The organism is Pseudomonas sp. GD03944, from assembly GCF_029839275.1.
Taxonomy (GTDB): Bacteria; Pseudomonadota; Gammaproteobacteria; order Pseudomonadales; family Pseudomonadaceae; genus Aquipseudomonas.
Genome location: NZ_JAOCAH010000012.1, coordinates 111,928 through 129,410, shown reverse-complemented (window position 1 = coordinate 129,410; position 17,483 = coordinate 111,928). Strand labels below are relative to the sequence as shown.

Genomic DNA, 17,483 nt, shown 5'->3' with positions numbered 1-17,483 from the left:
CCACTGCGGCTTACCAGGTTTGGGTGGCCTTGAACTTCTCGATACCGGCTTTGAGGCCAGCGTCGATTTCGTCGTTAAAGTCACCCTTCTCGTTGATCTTCGCCAGCAGAGCGGCTTGATCCCGGTTGAAGTAAGCGATCAGGGCCTGTTCGAATGCACCGATTTTGGCGACTTCGATGTCCTGCAGGAAACCACGCTCGGCGGCATACAGCGACAGGGCCATGTCGGCGATCGACATCGGCGCATATTGCTTCTGCTTCATCAGCTCGGTAACGCGCTGACCGTGCTCAAGCTGCTTGCGGGTGGCTTCGTCCAGGTCAGAAGCGAACTGGGCGAATGCAGCCAGTTCACGGTACTGAGCCAGAGCGGTACGGATACCACCGGAGAGCTTCTTGATGATCTTGGTCTGTGCAGCACCACCTACGCGGGATACCGAGATACCGGCGTTGACCGCAGGACGGATGCCCGAGTTGAACATGGCCGATTCCAGGAAGATCTGACCGTCGGTGATCGAAATCACGTTGGTCGGAACGAACGCGGAAACGTCGCCAGCCTGGGTTTCGATGATCGGCAGAGCGGTCAGGGAACCGGTCTTGCCAGTCACGGCGCCATTGGTGAACTTCTCGACGTACTCTTCGGAAACGCGCGATGCACGCTCCAGCAGACGGCTGTGGAGATAGAACACGTCGCCCGGGTAGGCTTCACGGCCTGGCGGACGGCGCAGCAGCAGGGAAATCTGGCGGTAGGCCACTGCTTGCTTGGACAGATCGTCATACACGATCAGCGCGTCTTCACCGCGGTCGCGGAAGTACTCGCCCATGGTGCAACCGGCGTACGGTGCAATGAACTGCAGCGCAGCGGATTCGGAAGCCGACGCAGCCACCACGATGGTGTTGGCCAGGGCGCCGTTCTCTTCCAGCTTGCGTACCACGTTGGCGATGGTCGATTGCTTCTGACCGATAGCCACGTAGACGCAGCGGATACCGCTGTTCTTCTGGTTGATGATGGCGTCGATGGCCAGAGCGGTTTTACCGATCTGACGGTCACCGATGATCAGCTCGCGCTGGCCACGGCCAACCGGGATCATGGCATCGACCGACTTGTAACCGGTTTGCACCGGCTGGTCGACCGACTTACGCCAGATCACGCCCGGCGCAACCTTTTCAACAGCGTCGGTAGCGACGTTGTTCAGCGGGCCTTTGCCGTCGATCGGGTTGCCCAGCGCGTCGACGACGCGACCCAGCAGTTCCGGACCAACCGGGACTTCCAGGATGCGGCCGGTGCACTTGGCGCTCATGCCTTCTGCAAGGCTGGTGTAGGCACCCAGGACTACAGCACCGACGGAGTCTTGCTCCAGGTTCAGTGCCATGCCGTAGACGCTGCCCGGGAACTCGATCATTTCGCCGTACATGACGTCGGCGAGACCGTGAATGCGCACGATACCGTCAGACACGCTGACGATGGTGCCTTCGTTACGGGCTTGGGAGGCTACATCGAGTTTCTCGATGCGGCCCTTGATGATTTCACTAATTTCGGAAGGATTGAGTTGCTGCATAGCTCTGCTGCCCCTTCAAACTCAAGATTTCAATGCTTCGGCCAGCTTCGCGATTTTGCCGCGAACTGAGCCATCGATAACCAGGTCGCCGGCGCGGATCACGACACCACCGATGAGGGTGGCATCTTCCGCGGCGTGCAGACGCACTTCTCGGCCGAGCCGTGCACTGAGAACCTTGGCGAGTTTGTCTTGCTGTTCATCGCTCAATGCGAAGGCACTGGTAACGTCCACGTCTACCGATTTTTCCTGCTCGGCCTTGTACAGCTCGAACAGGGCAACGATTTCCGGCAACAGGGCCAGACGATCGTTCTCGGCGACGACATGGATGAAATTGCGTACCTGGGCGTCGAACTTGTCACCACACACCTCGATGAAGGTGGTGGCCTTATCTGTACTCGTCAGACGCGGGGCCTTGAGCACGCGCTGCATGGTGTCGTCTTGCGACACCAGTGCAGCCAGGCCGAGCATGGCTGACCAATTGGCCAGTTGCTGGTGGGCCTGGGCGTACTCGAAGGCAGCCTTAGCGTAAGGTCGGGCCAGCGTGGTCAGTTCTGCCATGATCGCGCCCTCGCTTAAATTTCGGCTGCCAGTTTGGAAACCAGCTCCGCATGCGCGTTTTGGTCGATGGATGCGCCCAGGATCTTCTCGGCACCGCTGACGGCCAGGGTACCCACTTGGGCACGCAGGGCGTCTTTGACGCTGTTCAGTTCCTGTTCGATCTCGGCCTGAGCCTGAGCCTTCACACGGTCAGCTTCGACACGGGCCTGATCACGGGCTTCGTCGACGATCTGGGTCGCGCGTTTCTTGGCTTGCTCAATGATTTCAGCGGCCTGGCCTTTGGCTTCGCGCAGTTGTTGACCCACTTTCTCTTGGGCCAACTCCAGGTCACGAGCCGCACGGCTGGCAGCGTCCAATCCGTCTGCAATCTTCTTCTGACGTTCCTGCAAAGCCGCAATGACCGGAGGCCACACGTACTTCATGCAGAACAGCACGAAGATGAAGAAGGCAACGGACTGGCCAATCAGGGTTGCATTAATGTTCACGCCAACACCTCGCTCGTTCGTTGTCCGTCAAACCAATTCACTCGAAATGACGAGTGATTAGCCTGCAATTTGACCAACGAAGGGGTTCGCGAAGGTGAAGAACAGTGCGATACCAACACCGATCATGGTCACGGCGTCGAGCAGACCGGCGACGATGAACATTTTAACTTGCAGCATCGGAACCATTTCCGGCTGACGCGCAGCGCCTTCCAGGAACTTGCCGCCCAGCAGGCCGAAGCCAATAGCGGTACCCAGTGCGCCCAGGCCAATCAGCAGAGCAACAGCGATCGCGGTCAGACCAACTACAGTTTCCATCTTTCCTCCCGACTTTTTACGTCGTATTGGTTAAGGTTTTCTAAGGTAAAGCGGTAAAGCAAAATCGTTGCTTCGGTTGCCCTTTCGGGCGCCCACTTCGAGCGCAGAACGCTCTTAGTGGTTGTCTTCGTGCGCCATCGACAGGTAGACGATGGTCAGCATCATGAAGATGAACGCTTGCAGCACGATGATCAGGATGTGGAACACAGCCCACGCCCACTGCAAGGCAATACCCAGCGCACCCAGCAGCAGGCCGCCGCCGAACATGATTGCGATGAGGATGAAGATCAGCTCGCCGGCGTACAGGTTGCCGAACAGACGCAGTGCCAGGGAAACCGGCTTGGCGATCAGGGTGACGAATTCGAGCAGGAAGTTGACCGGAACCAGCAGCGCCTGAACGAAGACGTTCTTGCTGCCGAACGGGTGCAGGGTCAGCTCGCCGAGGAAACCGCCGATGCCCTTGACCTTGATGCTGTAGTACAGGATCAGGGCGAAGACCGACAGGGCCAGGCCCAGGGTGGCGTTCGGGTCGGTGGTCGGTACGACACGGAAGTACAGGTGCGGATCACCAGCAACCTTGGCGGCCAGCATCGGCAGCCAGTCCACAGGCACCAGGTCCATGAAGTTCATCAGGAAGACCCAGACGAAGATGGTCAGGGCCAGCGGAGCGATCAGCGGGTTACGGCCGTGGAAGGTGTCCTTCACGCTGCCGTCGACGAACTCGACCAGCACTTCGACGAAGTTCTGCAAGCCGCTGGGTTGGCCCGAGGTGGCACGCTTGGCGGCAGCACGGAACAACAGGATGAAGATCAGGCCGAGTACCACGGACACCGCCAGGGTATCCACGTGGAATGCCCAGAAACCCATTTCCTGGGCTTCCTTGGCGGTGTGGGCGAAGCCCCAGCCATTAACCGGATGCTGACCGTAGGTCAGGTTGGTCAAGTGATGCTGGATATAACCCGAAGCGGTTTCTGCAGCTGCCATATATCCCTCAAACGCTCTAAGGTCTTAAAAATCTTATTTTCATCAGCAGGGGGGCGAACCAGTTGACCAGTTGGGTCAGGAAGAACACGCCGAATACTGCCAGCGGCTCCAATGGCTTCACACCTGCAAACGTCAGTGCAAACAGCACCGCCGTCAAAATCAACTTGCCCGCTTCGCCGGCGTAAAACGACCGGACTATCGCTTGAGCAGCCCGCGCCCCGCTGAAACGGAACGCCTTGTGGGCGAAATACACATTCGGCAGCCAGGCAATCAGGCCACCGCTCAACGCCGAATAGCCAGCGATACGACCTTGCCACTGCCAGATGACAGCACTGAGCAACAGCAGTACGACGGCTTGTACGGCCAGCACCGGGAAGACTGGAAGACGATGGAAGGGCATGCGTTTTGGCGCGCGGACATCCATCACGTTGTTCCCGGATTCAGACCTCTGGCATCGGCGCCAGCCAAATCAATAACTTGGCATAGTTTGTGCCGACGAAATGCGCGCAGAGTATAGGGGCGGTTCCCCCCCCATTCAACTGCCCGGTAGTGATTTCCGACTAGTGCTACAGCGCCAATTGTTTCAGCGAATGTGGGCCAGAACGCCCTGCAGTTCATCGAGGGAGTTGTAGCGGATAACCAACTGCCCTTTACCTTTCTGTCCGTGCTTGATTTGCACCGGCGAGCCCAGGCGCTCAGCCAGGCGCTGTTCCAGTCGACTGATGTCGGGATCAGCCTTGGTCGGTGCAACCGTATTGTCCTTGCCGTTCAACCACTGCCTGACCAGGGCTTCGGTCTGACGGACCGTCAGGCCCCGTGCGACAACGTGTCGCGCCCCTTCCACCTGTTGTTCGAGGGGCAGACCGAGCAGCGCACGGGCATGTCCCATTTCCAGATCACCGTGGGAAAGGAGGGTCTTGATCTCCTCCGGCAGGGCGATCAGGCGCAGCAGGTTGGTGATGGTCACGCGGGACTTGCCCACGGCTTCGGCGACCTGTTGCTGGGTCAGCTGGAATTCCTGTTGCAGGCGCTGCAACGCAACCGCTTCTTCGATCGGGTTGAGGTCTTCGCGCTGGATGTTCTCGATCAGCGCCATGGCGATGGCCGCTTCATCGGGCAGGTCGCGGACCATGGCCGGAATACGCTCGATACCGGCCTGCTGGGACGCGCGCCAACGGCGCTCACCGGCGATGATTTCGAAACGGCCACCGCCGATGGGGCGCACGACGATGGGCTGCAGGATGCCCTGGGCCTTGATCGACTGGGCGAGTTCTTCCAGTGCGGTCGGGTCCATGTCACGACGAGGCTGGTACTTGCCACGCTGGATCAGGTCCAGGGGCAGGTGTTGCAGTTCGCGGCTATCGACCTCGGTGGCTTCTTCCTGCAAGGCAGCGGCGCTGGTCCCTCCCAGGAGAGCATCCAGGCCTCGACCCAGCCCTCGTTTCTTGGCAGCCATGCGAAATTTCCTTATGCAGTTGCAGTGTGGGCACTGGTGCGTTGGCGCCGAACCAGTTCGCCCGCCAGCGCCAGGTAGGCGATGGCACCACGGGATTGCTTGTCGTAGACCAGCGCCGGCATGCCGAAGCTCGGGGCCTCGGCCAGGCGCACGTTACGCGGGATCACGGTTTGGTACAGCTTGTCGGCGAAATGTTCCTTGAGCTGTGCAGAAACATCATTGGTCAGGCTGATGCGCGGATCGTACATGGTGCGCAGCAGGCCTTCGATCTTCAGGCTCGGGTTCAACAGCTGGGCGATACGCTGAATGCTGTTGACCAGGTCACTCAGCCCCTCCAGCGCGTAGTACTCGCACTGCATGGGGATAATGACGCCATCGGCGGCCACCAGGGCGTTGATGGTCAGCATCGACAGGGCCGGCGGGCAGTCGATGAGGATGTAGTCGTAGTTCTCGCGGATAGGCGCCAGGGCATAACGCAGGCGGCTTTCCTTCATCTTCATTTCCAGCAGTGCCACTTCGGCGGCGGTCAGGTCGCGGTTGGCCGGCAGCAGCTGGTAGCCGCCATGCTCGGAAAACTGCATGGCATCGACCAGGTTGCACTCGCCGATCAGCACGTCGTAGATCGAGTGATCCAGGCCATGCTTGTCGACACCGCTGCCCATGGTCGCGTTGCCCTGGGGATCGAGGTCGATCAGCAGCACGCGGCGCTTGGTCGCCACCAGTGACGCAGCCAGGTTGATGCAGGTGGTGGTCTTGCCCACACCGCCTTTCTGGTTAGCGATTGCGAATACCTTTGCCATGCTGCCGTTCCCCCTAGACCGAGCGTCGCAGTATCAGCAGATGGCGCTGACCTTGGCAACCGGGAACCTTGAGCACATGCGTGGCAGTGAGACGAAAGTCCGCCGGCAGGGCCTGCAGCTCGTCATCCGGGTGTACGCCCTTCATGGCCAGCCACTGGGTCTCGCCGTTGCCCAGGTGACGGGTCCAGCTGGAAAAGTCTTCAAGCGAACTGAAGGCCCGTGAACTGATGCCAGTGAATGGCTGTTCAGGGGTGAACGCTTCGACGCGGCTGTGGATAACCTTGAGGTTGTCCAGCTTCAGCTCGAGCTTCACCTGGGTCAGGAAGCGGGTCTTCTTGCCGTTGGAATCCAGCAGGGTGAAACGGCGTTCGGGGAACATGATTGCCAGGGGCACACCCGGCATGCCGCCGCCGCTGCCCACATCCAGCCAGTTATCCCCAGCCTCGGCCACGTACGAAACCACGCTCAGGCTGTCGAGCAGATGGCGCGAAACCATTTCATCAGGATCGCGCACAGCCGTCAGATTGTAGGCCTTGTTCCACTTGATCAGCAGGGCCAGGTAGCCGAGCAACAGCTCCTGCTGCCGAGCCGTGAGCTCGATGCCCAGCTCGCGGGCGCCTTCGATGAGTTCCTCGGCATGACGGGTAGTGACCGCAGACATCAGGCGCTTTGCTCCAGCTCTCGGCCGGCGCCGCGTTTCTTCAGGTGGATCAGCAGCAGGGAAATCGCCGCAGGGGTAACACCCGGGATGCGCGATGCCTGACCCAGCGTCGCCGGACGGGTGTTGCCCAGCTTGTGCTGGATCTCTTTCGACAGACCGGAAATAGTCGTGTAGTCGATATCGTCAGGCAGCCTGGTGTCTTCGCTGGCACGCAGGCGGGCGATTTCATCCTGCTGACGGTCGATGTAACCGGCGTATTTGGTCTTGATCTCGACCTGCTCCGCGACCTGAGGGTCCTCGGCACCACCGCCAGTCACCTCGACGAGACCGGCGTAGTCGATCTCCGGGCGGGACAGCAGGTTCAGCAGGTTGTACTCGTGGGTCAACGGGGTGCCGAAACGCGTGGCGATGGCGTCGCCCTGCGGCGTGTTCGGGCGCACCCAGGTGCTCTTCAGGCGCTGTTCTTCCTGGGCGATGCCCTCGCGCTTGGCTTCAAACGCTGCCCAGCGCACATCGTCCACCAGCCCGAGCTCACGGCCTTTTTCAGTCAGACGCAGGTCAGCGTTGTCCTCGCGCAGGATCAGCCGGTACTCGGCACGCGAGGTGAACATGCGGTACGGCTCCTGGGTGCCGAGGGTGATCAGGTCGTCGACCAGCACGCCGATATAAGCTTCGTCACGGCGTGGGCACCAGGCGTCTTTGCCCTGGGCGCGCAATGCGGCGTTGCAGCCGGCCAGCAGACCCTGGGCACCGGCCTCTTCGTAGCCGGTGGTGCCGTTGATCTGGCCAGCGAAAAACAGACCGCCGATGACCTTGGTTTCCAGGCTGTACTTGAGGTCACGCGGATCGAAGTAGTCGTACTCGATGGCGTAGCCCGGGCGCACGATGTGGGCGTTTTCCATGCCGCGGATGCTCTGCACGATCTGCAGCTGCACATCGAACGGCAGCGACGTGGAAATCCCGTTGGGGTACAGCTCGTGGGTGGTCAGGCCTTCCGGCTCGATGAAGACCTGGTGGCTTTCCTTGTCGGCAAAACGGTGGATCTTGTCTTCGATCGACGGGCAGTAGCGCGGGCCCACGCCTTCGATCACGCCGGAATACATCGGCGAACGGTCGAGGTTGGACGCAATGATCTCGTGGGTGCGGGCATTGGTGTGAGTGATCCAGCAGCTTACCTGCCGCGGATGCTGTTCTTTCGAGCCCAGGAAGGACATCACCGGAATAGGTGTATCGCCCGGCTGTTCGGTCATCACCGAAAAGTCCACGGAGCGACCATCGATACGCGGTGGCGTACCGGTCTTGAGGCGGCCCACACGCAACGGTAGCTCACGCAGGCGCTTGGCCAGGGCGATCGAAGGCGGATCGCCGGCACGGCCGCCGGAATAGTTCTGCAGGCCGATGTGGATAAGTCCACCGAGGAAGGTCCCGGTGGTCAGTACCACGGAGTCGGCAAAGAAGCGCAGCCCCATTTGGGTGACTACTCCCTTGACCTCGTCCTGCTCGACGATGAGATCGTCAGCGGCCTGCTGGAATATCCACAGGTTCGCTTGATTCTCCAGCGTCTCGCGGATGGCAGCCTTGTACAGGACGCGATCAGCCTGGGCGCGTGTGGCGCGCACCGCTGGGCCTTTGCGGCTGTTCAGTACACGGAACTGGATACCGCCCTTGTCCGTGGCTTCGGCCATGGCGCCGCCGAGGGCGTCGATTTCCTTGACCAGATGGCTTTTGCCAATCCCGCCGATGGCCGGGTTGCAGCTCATCTGGCCGAGGGTTTCCACGTTATGGGTCAGCAGCAGGGTCTTCACGCCCATGCGTGCTGCTGCGAGCGCAGCTTCGGTACCGGCATGACCACCGCCGATCACGATCACTTGAAAACGGGAAGGGAAATCCACCACGCACCTCGTGTGCCTGTTTCAAAAGGGAGGGATTTGCTTACGAAAGCAGAAGAGCCGGCAAGTATAGGGATTTACCTAGTGTGAATGAAGCCTTTTGCACAAAAAATAGCCAGCTCTGGGAAGACCCGGGAAAGAGATGTTAATAAAGAATAAAAGAATGAATTTTTATAAAGGCTTGTTTATATGTTTATTTCTTATGTGCGTCTTATCTGTGGATAGATTGCTGCAGGCTTAACCCTACAAGGGCTGCAGCGTTTCAAAACCCTGTGATTTTCCTGGCCACTGACTGTTGGATAGCGGTCTGTAACCTGTGTATGGAAAGGGTGGTTATCCACAAGGTGGTTTCTCCCCGGCTTTTCAACCGGGTTATGGACTGGGTTCAGGCACGGTTTTCCACAGGGCTTATTTCACCCTGTTAGCAAATCAAACAGGGTCGTGGTACAGGCTTCTTGTAGCGCGCAAGGCGCGCTCAGGGATAGCTGTAACCCTGTCGGGGCTACGGTTCTATCGGGGAGAGGCGGCGTTTTACTTGCCGATGCAGAAGCTGGAGAAGATTCGACCGAGCAGGTCATCCGAACTGAAAGCGCCGGTGATTTCGCCCAGCGCATGCTGCGCCTGTCGCAGGTCCTCAGCCAACAATTCACCGGCGCCGGCGAGGGTCAATTGGGCATGGCCATGATCCAGGTGTGCAGAGGCCTGGCGCAGGGCCTCCAGGTGCCGCCGGCGTGCGCTGAAGCCGCTTTCCGCGGTCTGCTCGTAACCCATGCAGGCTTTCAGGTGATCGCGCAGCAGGTCGAGGCCGGCGCTGGATTTAGCTGACAGGCTGATGGTCACATGGCCGTCTTCGCTGACCTCGAGGGCAACCGGTTCAGCGGATAGATCCGCCTTGTTGCGAATCAGCGTGACCCTGGACGGGTCGGGGCGCTGGTCGAGGAATTCCGGCCACAACGCGAAGGGATCGGCAGCTTCAGGCGCAGTCGCATCCACCACCAGCAGGATCCGGTCGGCTTCACCGATGGCCTTCAGAGCACGCTCGACCCCGATCTTCTCCACCTGGTCGTCGGTATCGCGTAAACCGGCGGTGTCCACCACGTGTAGCGGCATGCTGTCGATGTGGATATGTTCGCGCAGAATGTCCCGGGTTGTGCCGGCGATCTCCGTGACGATCGCCGCTTCACGTCCGGCCAGGGCATTGAGCAGGCTGGATTTACCGGCATTCGGCCGACCGGCAATGACCACCGTCATGCCCTCGCGCAGCAGCGCGCCCTGCCCGGCTTCGCGCAGCACACCGGCCAGTTCGTTGCGCACCGCCTCCAACAGGCCCAACACGTGGCCATCGGCAAGGAAGTCGATTTCCTCCTCGGGAAAGTCGATGGCGGCTTCGACATAGATACGCAGGTTGATCAGGCGCTCGGTCAGGCTGTGCACACGCCGGGAAAATTCGCCCTGCAGGGAGCGCAGCGCATTGCGGGCAGCCTGTTCGGAACTGGCCTCGATCAGGTCGGCGATCGCCTCGGCCTGGGCCAGGTCGAGCTTGTCATTGAGGAAGGCGCGTTCGCTGAACTCGCCAGGACGGGCCAGGCGCGCGCCGAGCTGCAGGCAGTGGCGCAGCAGCAGGTCGAGAACCACCGGACCACCGTGCCCCTGCAATTCCAAGACGTCTTCGCCGGTGAACGAATTCGGGCCGGGGAAGAACAGCGCCAGGCCTTCATCGAGCACCTGGTCGTTCTCGGCGAAGAACGGGCCGTAGTGGGCGTAGCGCGGCTTGAGCTCCCGTTGGCACAGCGAGCGGGCGAGCGTACCGGCAAGCGGTCCGGAAATGCGGACGATCCCGACCCCACCACGACCCTGTGCAGTGGCGACGGCGGCAATGGTTTCACGGATTGGGGACATGCTCGACTCCGAATGGCGGATAGCAAGACGCCCCACAGCGGGGGCGTCTTTCATAGCGTAGAAGCGTTAGCCGATCAGGCGGCTGCGGCCTTCGCTGCTGCTTCGATCTTGCGGGTAATGTACCACTGCTGCGCGATCGACAGGACGTTGTTGACGACCCAGTACAGGACCAGACCAGCCGGGAACCACAGGAAGAAGAAGGTGAAGATGATTGGCATCAGCTTCAGTACCCGGGCCTGCATCGGATCCGGCGGCGTCGGGTTCAACTGCTGCTGGATGAACATCGTGGCGCCCATGATGATCGGCAGGATGAAGAACGGATCCTTGATCGACAGGTCGGTGATCCACAGCAGCCAGGGCGCCTGGCGCATCTCGACGCTTTCCAGCAGCACCCAGTAGAGTGCCAGGAAGACCGGCATCTGCACCAGGATCGGCAGGCAGCCGCCCAGCGGGTTGATCTTCTCTTTCTTGTACAGCTCCATCATCGCCTGGGACATCTTCTGGCGATCGTCACCGAACTGTTCCTTCAGGGCCTGCAGCTTCGGCGATACGGCGCGCATGCGTGCCATCGACTTGTAGCTGGCCGCGGACAGCGGGAAGAAGATCAGCTTGATGATGACGGTCAGGGCAATGATCGACCAGCCCCAGTTGCCCAACATGCCGTGGATGACTTCCAGCAGCCAGAAGATCGGCTGGGCGAGGAACCACAGGATGCCGTAGTCGACGGTCAGTTCGAGCCCCGGGGACAGGGTTTTCAGGTGACCCTGAATTTTCGGACCGGCGTACAGGATTGCGCCGACTTCGCCTTTGCTGCCCGGTGCGACCTGCAGGGTCTGACCGGTAAAGCCGACGATGTAGTTGCCCTGGGTGTCCTTGCGGCTCTGCACCTGGTTGGTGCTGTCCTTCGAAGGAATCCAGGCGGTCACGAAGTAGTGTTGCAGCCAGGCGACCCAGCCACCTTCGACGTTTTCCTTGTACCAGGCGTTCGGGTTGCCTTCGCGGCGCTTCTCGTCCTGCTTGTCGATGTCCTTGATCGAGATCTTCTTGTACGGCTCGCCCGGGGTCCAGACGGCACCACCCAGGTAGGTCGCGGTACCGGTAGCCGTGGTCGAAGACGGATCACCGCTGCCATCACGCTTGAGCTGGGCGAAGAAGTTGCCGCTCCAGGCCTGTTCGCTCTGGTTGTCGATCAGGTACTTGATGTCGACCTGGTAAGACGAAGGATCGATGCAGCCCGGTTTCTTGGTCTGCTGTTCCTTGGCCGAACACTCGGCGTTCAGGCCACGCTTGAAGGTGAAACGCTTGATGTAATTGACGTTACCTTCGGTGTAGGTCAGGTCGACCACCAGCTGGTCCTGGCCTTCAGCCAGCGCGTACTGCGACTTTTCGCTGCTCCACAGGGCACGGCCGCTGGATTTGTCCGGGGCATTGCTGCCAATCAGACCGCTCTGCGCCAGGTAGGTACGCTCGTTGCCGTTGTCGAACAGCTGGAACGGAACATCCGGACGATCCTGACGGCGCGGGTACTGCGGCAGGGTGAGCTGCACGATATCGCCACCGCGCGGATCGATGGCCAGGTCGAGGACATCGGTCTTAACCCGGATCAACTGGTCGCTGACGGCGGTCGGTGCCACGGCGGCAGCGCTTGGCTCGGTTGCCACGGCAGAAGGAATGTCGTTGCCCAGTGCAGCGGGTGCAGTTGGGGTATCCGGCAAACCTGGTACGGAACTACTGGCTGCGGCATTCTGAGTCGGCAGGGCAGCCTGGCCATAATCCTGGTTCCACTGCAGAACCAGCATGTAGGACACGATTGCCAGGGCGACGATCAGGATCGAGCGTTGAATATCCATGATTATTCGGCCATCGAAGAGGAACGGGAATTTTTCGCGGGGGGAACCGGGTCGTAGCCACCGGGATTCCAGGGATGACAGCGGCCGAGCCTGCGAACGGTCAGCCAGCCACCCCGCACGAAGCCGTGTTGCTCGATGGCTTCATGCGCGTAGCAGGAACAGCTGGGGTAGAAACGACAGTGACTGGCCATCAGGGGGCTGATGGCGTAGCGGTAGAACTGGATTGAAGCGAGGGCCAGTTTACGCATGGGGACTGTCGTTCACCCCACTTTGGGCAGGCGCTTGCGGGGTCGGCTTGCTGCGTGCCAGGCGTTTCCAGAGTTTGCCGAACTGTTGAGCGAGTTCGGGGTTATCCAGATCGCCGAGGCCCTTACGCGCGACCACCACGATGTCCCAACCGGTCAGGGTTTCCTGATTCAGTCGGAACGACTCGCGGATCTGGCGTTTCAGGCGATTGCGCTCGACCGAGAGCTTGACGCTCTTTTTTCCGATCACCAGCCCTAGCCGGGGATGATCGAGGTCGTTATCACGCGCAAGCAGCAGGACATTTCTGCCCGGCGCTTTGCCGCTGGGGGAGTCGAAGACTGCCTTGAATTGCCGGGGAGTTAGCAGACGCTTTTCCCGGCCGAAGCCTCGACTCACCACAAGACTGAATGATTAGACAGTCAGACGCTTGCGGCCCTTGGCGCGACGACGCGACAGGACAGCACGGCCGTTCTTGGTGGCCATACGGGCACGGAAACCGTGGGTGCGAGCGCGCTTGATGGTGCTGGGTTGGAAAGTGCGTTTCATGGTGCGTTACCTGGGTGGTCGACTACGGGCCGGAATGGCCCCCGTTTTAAGAGACCGGCGATTGTAGAGAAAGCCGAGGGTCAGGTCAATTTCCAACCAGTCATTCGAGTGAATTATGAAATATAAAGAAGAGAATGTTTAAAGAGGATAGAAGTGTTAGTAATGCTTAGGGCAGCCTTCGTCTGTGCATAACTCATCAGAAGCCAGGAACGGCGGAGCTTCCAGGCAAGGGTAAGTCTGTCAGAAAACGGTGCCAGGCTTGTGGTTTTGCCGCGCATAAGCTGAGGATGAAAGGCGAAATTACCCACAGCCAGGTTTTCAACCGGGTTATCCCTGGGGTTGTCCCGAGCGCTCAGGGGCGGTTATCCACAGACTTCCCGGGCGGCGTTCTGATGGCCCGTAAAGTCATAACATCTTGATTTTACTTGGCCATAAAATCGTTTTCGTGTGGATAACTCTGGCGTTGGCGGCTACAATGACCGCTGTTTTTTGGCGTCGAAGCCTCCAGATTTAGGGGATATCAGTGTCCGTGGAACTTTGGCAGCAGTGCGTAGAGCTTCTACGTGACGAACTGCCTGCCCAGCAATTCAACACCTGGATCCGTCCACTGCAGGTCGAAGCCGAAGGCGACGAGCTCCGTGTCTATGCACCCAACCGTTTCGTGCTCGACTGGGTGAATGAAAAGTACCTGAGTCGTCTGCTCGAGCTGCTGTCCGAACGGACCAACGGCCTGGTGCCTGCCCTGTCCTTATTAATAGGCAGCAAACGCAGTTCCGCACCGCGTGCTGCGATAACGCCTTCGCCAGCGCCTGCCAAGGTCGAAACGCCGCTTGCCGCGATGCCCACCACTCAGGTGGACATGTACGCGCAGCAGGAACCGTCCCGTGCGCGCTTCGATTCCATGGCTCAGCCTGCTGTCCAGCCGGTCCGTACCGAGCGTTCGGTTCAGGTCGAGGGTGCGCTCAAGCACACCAGTTACCTGAACCGTACCTTCACCTTCGACAACTTCGTGGAAGGCAAGTCGAACCAGTTGGCCCGCGCGGCTGCCTGGCAGGTCGCCGATAATCCCAAGCACGGTTACAACCCGCTGTTCCTGTACGGTGGCGTCGGCCTCGGCAAGACGCACCTGATGCACGCGGTGGGCAACCACCTGCTGCAGAAGAACCCGAACGCCAAGGTCGTGTACCTGCATTCCGAGCGTTTCGTGGCCGACATGGTCAAGGCGCTGCAACTGAATGCCATCAACGAGTTCAAGCGTTTCTACCGGTCGGTGGACGCACTGCTGATCGATGACATTCAGTTCTTCGCCAAGAAGGAACGCTCCCAGGAAGAATTCTTCCACACCTTCAACGCACTGCTTGAAGGCGGCCAGCAGGTGATCCTCACCAGCGATCGGTATCCGAAGGAAATCGAAGGCCTGGAAGAACGCCTCAAGTCGCGTTTCGGCTGGGGCCTGACGGTGGCGGTCGAGCCACCGGAGCTGGAAACCCGGGTGGCGATCCTGATGAAGAAGGCCGACCAGGCCAAGATCGACCTGCCCCATGATGCCGCCTTCTTCATCGCTCAGCGCATTCGTTCCAACGTGCGTGAGCTGGAAGGTGCATTGAAACGAGTCATCGCCCACTCTCACTTCATGGGCCGCGACATCACCATCGAGTTGATTCGCGAATCCCTGAAGGACCTGTTGGCGCTGCAAGACAAGCTGGTCAGTATCGACAACATCCAGCGCACCGTGGCCGAGTACTACAAGATCAAGATTTCCGATCTGCTCTCCAAGCGGCGCTCGCGCTCCATCGCCCGACCACGGCAGGTCGCCATGGCGCTGTCGAAGGAACTGACCAACCACAGCCTGCCGGAAATTGGCGATGCCTTCGGCGGCCGCGATCACACCACGGTATTGCATGCATGCCGTAAGATTGCTGAACTTAGGGAATCCGACGCGGACATCCGCGAGGACTACAAGAACCTGCTGCGTACACTGACAACCTAATACGCAACTCCACGAGGCAAGGGACTAGACCATGCACTTCACCATTCAACGCGAAGCCCTGTTGAAACCCCTGCAACTGGTCGCCGGCGTCGTGGAACGCCGCCAGACCTTGCCGGTTCTCTCAAACGTGCTGCTGGTAGTTGAAGGCCAGCAACTGTCGCTCACCGGTACCGACCTCGAAGTCGAACTGGTTGGACGCGTCACCCTGGAAGATGCCGCGGAACCGGGCGAAATCACCGTACCGGCGCGCAAGCTCATGGACATCTGCAAAAGCCTGCCGAGCGACGCGCTGATCGACATCCGCGTCGACGACCAGAAGTTGCTGGTGAAAGCCGGTCGCAGCCGTTTCACCCTGTCCACCCTGCCGGCCAACGATTTCCCGACCGTTGAAGAAGGCCCGGGCTCCCTGACCTTCAGCCTGGTGCAGAGCAAGCTGCGTCGCCTGATCGAGCGCACCAGTTTCGCCATGGCGCAGCAGGACGTGCGTTATTACCTGAACGGCATGCTGCTGGAAGTGCAGAGCGGTGTGCTCCGCGCTGTCGCCACCGACGGCCACCGCCTGGCCATGTGCTCGATGGAAGCCGCCATCGAACAGGTCGAGCGTCACCAGGTCATCGTGCCGCGCAAAGGTATTCTCGAGCTGGCCCGCCTGCTGACCGAACAGGACGGCAGCGTCAGCATCGTGCTGGGTCAGCACCACATCCGTGCAACCACTGGCGAATTCACCTTCACCTCCAAGCTGGTCGACGGCAAGTTCCCGGATTACGAGCGTGTATTGCCGCGTGGTGGCGACAAGCTGGTGGTGGCCGATCGTCAGGGCTTGCGCGAAGCGTTCAGCCGTACCGCAATTCTGTCCAACGAGAAGTACCGTGGTATCCGTCTGCAGTTGGCTGCCGGCCTGCTGAAAATCCAGGCGAACAACCCGGAGCAGGAAGAAGCGGAAGAAGAGATCGCCGTAGACTACAACGGCTCGGCGCTGGAGATCGGTTTCAACGTCAGCTACCTGCTGGACGTGCTGGGTGTGATGACCACCGAGCAGGTGCGACTGATTCTTTCCGATGCGAACAGCAGCGCACTGGTACAGGAAGCTGACAACGACGATTCCGCGTACGTCGTTATGCCGATGCGCCTGTAACCGCTTCAATGTCTCTCACCCGCGTCACTGTCACCGCGGTGCGTAACCTGCACCCGGTGACACTCTCCCCCTCCCCGCGTATCAACATCCTCCACGGCGCCAATGGCAGCGGCAAAACCAGCGTGCTGGAAGCCATCCATCTGCTTGGCTTGGCGCGTTCGTTTCGCAGTGCCCGTTTGCTTCCGGTCATTCAGTATGAGCAACTCGCCTGTACGGTTTTCGGTCAGGTCCAGCTCGCGGATCAACGCCAGAGCAACCTTGGAATTTCCCGCGATCGTCAGGGCGAATTCCAGATTCGCATCGATGGGCAGAACGCGCGTAGCGCCGCTCAATTGGCTGAACTGCTGCCGTTGCAACTGATCAACCCAGACAGCTTTAGGCTCCTCGAAGGTGCCCCCAAGATTCGCCGACAGTTTCTCGATTGGGGAGTGTTCCACGTGGAACCTCGTTTCCTGCCGGCGTGGCAACGCCTGCAGAAGGCCCTGCGACAGCGGAACTCATGGCTGCGCCGTGGTACACTTGACGCCGCTTCGCAAGCGGCCTGGGACCGCGAATTGTGCCTTGCCAGCGATGAAATCGACGGCTATCGGCGCGCCTACATCCAGGCCCTTAAGCCAGTATTCGAACGCACCCTTGGAGAGTTGGTCGAGCTGAGTGGTTTGACCCTGAGTTACTACCGAGGTTGGGACAAGGAGCGCGATCTTCAGGAAGTGCTGGCGTCGTCTCTTTCTCGTGATCAACAGATTGGCCACACCCAGTCTGGTCCCCAAAGAGCGGATCTGCGCCTTCGACTTGGCGCACACAACGCGGCTGAAATACTGTCGCGTGGTCAGCAGAAGTTAGTGGTATGTGCCCTTAAGATTGCCCAGGGCCATTTGGTGAACGAGGCCAAACATGGCCAATGTATCTATCTGGTGGATGACTTACCGTCAGAACTGGATGACCAGCACCGGCTCGCATTGTGCCGATTGCTGGAAGATTTGCACTGCCAGGTGTTCATCACCTGCGTAGATCATGAATTGTTGAGGGAAGGCTGGCGCACGGATACGCCGGTTTCCATGTTCCACGTGGAACATGGCTGTATCACCCAGACCCACGACCATCGGGAGTGAAG

18 protein-coding genes are annotated in these 17,483 nt (G+C 59.9%); 3 read left to right on the top strand and 15 right to left on the bottom strand.

Annotated features, from left to right (window positions below):
* Window positions 1-10: 10 nt before the first annotated feature.
* The 15 genes from atpA to rpmH all read right to left on the bottom strand — a co-directional run bounded on the left by atpA (window position 11) and on the right by rpmH (window position 13,244).
* Window positions 11-1,555 (bottom strand): F0F1 ATP synthase subunit alpha, encoded by a 1,545-nt coding sequence (gene atpA, locus N5C28_RS18395; protein ID WP_279824571.1) that lies wholly within the window; start codon window positions 1,553-1,555, stop codon window positions 11-13.
* Between the two features lie 21 nt (window positions 1,556-1,576).
* Complete coding sequence (locus N5C28_RS18390; RefSeq protein ID WP_279824570.1) at window positions 1,577-2,113, bottom strand: F0F1 ATP synthase subunit delta; 537 nt, start codon at window positions 2,111-2,113, stop codon at window positions 1,577-1,579.
* Between the two features lie 14 nt (window positions 2,114-2,127).
* Window positions 2,128-2,598 (bottom strand): F0F1 ATP synthase subunit B, encoded by a 471-nt coding sequence (locus tag N5C28_RS18385; RefSeq protein ID WP_279824569.1) that lies wholly within the window; start codon window positions 2,596-2,598, stop codon window positions 2,128-2,130.
* A 57-nt stretch (window positions 2,599-2,655) separates the two neighbouring features.
* The gene (atpE, locus tag N5C28_RS18380) at window positions 2,656-2,913 is read right to left on the bottom strand and encodes a F0F1 ATP synthase subunit C (protein ID WP_003097235.1); all 258 of its coding nucleotides are present in this window, start codon (window positions 2,911-2,913) and stop codon (window positions 2,656-2,658) included.
* 114 nt (window positions 2,914-3,027) lie between these two features.
* Entirely contained in the window at window positions 3,028-3,897 is an 870-nt protein-coding gene (gene atpB / locus N5C28_RS18375; RefSeq protein ID WP_279824568.1) for a F0F1 ATP synthase subunit A, read from the bottom strand.
* A gap of 16 nt (window positions 3,898-3,913) precedes the next feature.
* Window positions 3,914-4,321: a F0F1 ATP synthase subunit I gene (locus N5C28_RS18370; protein ID WP_279824566.1), complete on the bottom strand. Its 408-nt coding sequence runs from the start codon at window positions 4,319-4,321 to the stop codon at window positions 3,914-3,916.
* 159 nt (window positions 4,322-4,480) lie between these two features.
* Complete coding sequence (locus N5C28_RS18365) at window positions 4,481-5,353, bottom strand: ParB/RepB/Spo0J family partition protein (RefSeq protein WP_279824564.1); 873 nt, start codon at window positions 5,351-5,353, stop codon at window positions 4,481-4,483.
* 11 nt (window positions 5,354-5,364) lie between these two features.
* Window positions 5,365-6,153, bottom strand: coding sequence for a ParA family protein (locus N5C28_RS18360; protein ID WP_279824563.1), 789 nt, complete (start codon window positions 6,151-6,153; stop codon window positions 5,365-5,367).
* A gap of 13 nt (window positions 6,154-6,166) precedes the next feature.
* Window positions 6,167-6,814 carry a 16S rRNA (guanine(527)-N(7))-methyltransferase RsmG gene (gene rsmG / locus N5C28_RS18355; RefSeq protein WP_279824562.1) on the bottom strand — a complete coding sequence of 216 codons (648 nt, stop codon included), beginning with the start codon at window positions 6,812-6,814 and terminating at the stop codon, window positions 6,167-6,169.
* On the bottom strand, window positions 6,814-8,706 hold the full coding sequence (gene mnmG / locus N5C28_RS18350) for a tRNA uridine-5-carboxymethylaminomethyl(34) synthesis enzyme MnmG (protein ID WP_279824561.1): 1,893 nt from the start codon (window positions 8,704-8,706) through the stop codon (window positions 6,814-6,816). The genes rsmG and mnmG overlap by 1 nt, the downstream gene beginning before the upstream one ends.
* A 528-nt stretch (window positions 8,707-9,234) precedes the next feature.
* Complete coding sequence (gene mnmE, locus N5C28_RS18345) at window positions 9,235-10,602, bottom strand: tRNA uridine-5-carboxymethylaminomethyl(34) synthesis GTPase MnmE (protein WP_279824560.1); 1,368 nt, start codon at window positions 10,600-10,602, stop codon at window positions 9,235-9,237.
* A 74-nt stretch (window positions 10,603-10,676) separates the two neighbouring features.
* Window positions 10,677-12,452: a membrane protein insertase YidC gene (yidC, locus tag N5C28_RS18340; RefSeq protein WP_279824558.1), complete on the bottom strand. Its 1,776-nt coding sequence runs from the start codon at window positions 12,450-12,452 to the stop codon at window positions 10,677-10,679.
* Between the two features lie 2 nt (window positions 12,453-12,454).
* Complete coding sequence (yidD, locus tag N5C28_RS18335; protein WP_279824557.1) at window positions 12,455-12,700, bottom strand: membrane protein insertion efficiency factor YidD; 246 nt, start codon at window positions 12,698-12,700, stop codon at window positions 12,455-12,457.
* The gene (gene rnpA, locus N5C28_RS18330; RefSeq protein ID WP_279824556.1) at window positions 12,693-13,094 is read right to left on the bottom strand and encodes a ribonuclease P protein component; all 402 of its coding nucleotides are present in this window, start codon (window positions 13,092-13,094) and stop codon (window positions 12,693-12,695) included. The genes yidD and rnpA overlap by 8 nt, the downstream gene beginning before the upstream one ends.
* Window positions 13,095-13,109: 15 nt before the next feature.
* On the bottom strand, window positions 13,110-13,244 hold the full coding sequence (gene rpmH, locus N5C28_RS18325; protein ID WP_003246698.1) for a 50S ribosomal protein L34: 135 nt from the start codon (window positions 13,242-13,244) through the stop codon (window positions 13,110-13,112).
* A 523-nt stretch (window positions 13,245-13,767) separates the two neighbouring features.
* Between rpmH and dnaA the strand changes: the two genes are divergently transcribed.
* The 3 genes from dnaA to recF are packed head-to-tail and all read left to right on the top strand — an operon-like array spanning window position 13,768 to window position 17,481.
* Complete coding sequence (gene dnaA, locus N5C28_RS18320) at window positions 13,768-15,234, top strand: chromosomal replication initiator protein DnaA (protein ID WP_279824553.1); 1,467 nt, start codon at window positions 13,768-13,770, stop codon at window positions 15,232-15,234.
* 31 nt (window positions 15,235-15,265) lie between these two features.
* On the top strand, window positions 15,266-16,369 hold the full coding sequence (dnaN, locus tag N5C28_RS18315) for a DNA polymerase III subunit beta (RefSeq protein ID WP_279824551.1): 1,104 nt from the start codon (window positions 15,266-15,268) through the stop codon (window positions 16,367-16,369).
* Between the two features lie 8 nt (window positions 16,370-16,377).
* Entirely contained in the window at window positions 16,378-17,481 is a 1,104-nt protein-coding gene (recF, locus tag N5C28_RS18310; protein ID WP_279824550.1) for a DNA replication/repair protein RecF, read from the top strand.
* Window positions 17,482-17,483 lie beyond the last annotated feature (2 nt).